Origin of the sequence: Colwellia ponticola (assembly GCF_005885605.1) — a bacterium.
GTDB classification, from domain to species: domain Bacteria; phylum Pseudomonadota; class Gammaproteobacteria; order Enterobacterales; family Alteromonadaceae; genus Colwellia; species Colwellia ponticola.
Genome location: NZ_SZVP01000158.1, coordinates 1 through 434 on the forward strand (window position 1 = coordinate 1; position 434 = coordinate 434).

Genomic DNA, 434 nt, shown 5'->3' on the forward strand with positions numbered 1-434 from the left:
AACTAATGCTGATATGCAAAAACAAATTACAGGTCTACTAGGCCAAATGTCTGAATTGTCAGATGGTATAGCACAATTAAATACAGCAGCATCTCAATCTACAGCAATTGCAAAACAATTAAATGTTGGCGTTAATGGTCAAGGAAATACACCAGTCATTGATGGGATTGCTATTTCAAAAGAAAAAGATCCTGCTAAACAACAAGCTTTAATTCAAGGTAAAGTTACTACAATTGCAAAGAATTCAGTAATGACACCTCAAATTAATCAATTGGCTACTGGTATTAAAAATTATACAGCTGGCGTTTCAAGTGCTAAATCAGGTGCTGATAAGATAACGGCTAATAATAGTAAGTTAGTTTCTGGTAGTTCACAACTAGCTGCTGGTACAAAACAACTAAACGGTCAAGTGCCACAATTGACAAGCGGTGTTA

Annotated in this window: 1 protein-coding gene; it reads left to right on the forward strand. The window is 35.3% G+C overall.

Going from position 1 to position 434, the window contains the following annotated elements; all coding sequences use genetic code 11:
• A partial coding sequence (locus tag FCS21_RS16340; RefSeq protein ID WP_222928004.1) for a hypothetical protein occupies positions 1–434 on the forward strand: 434 nt, incomplete at both ends.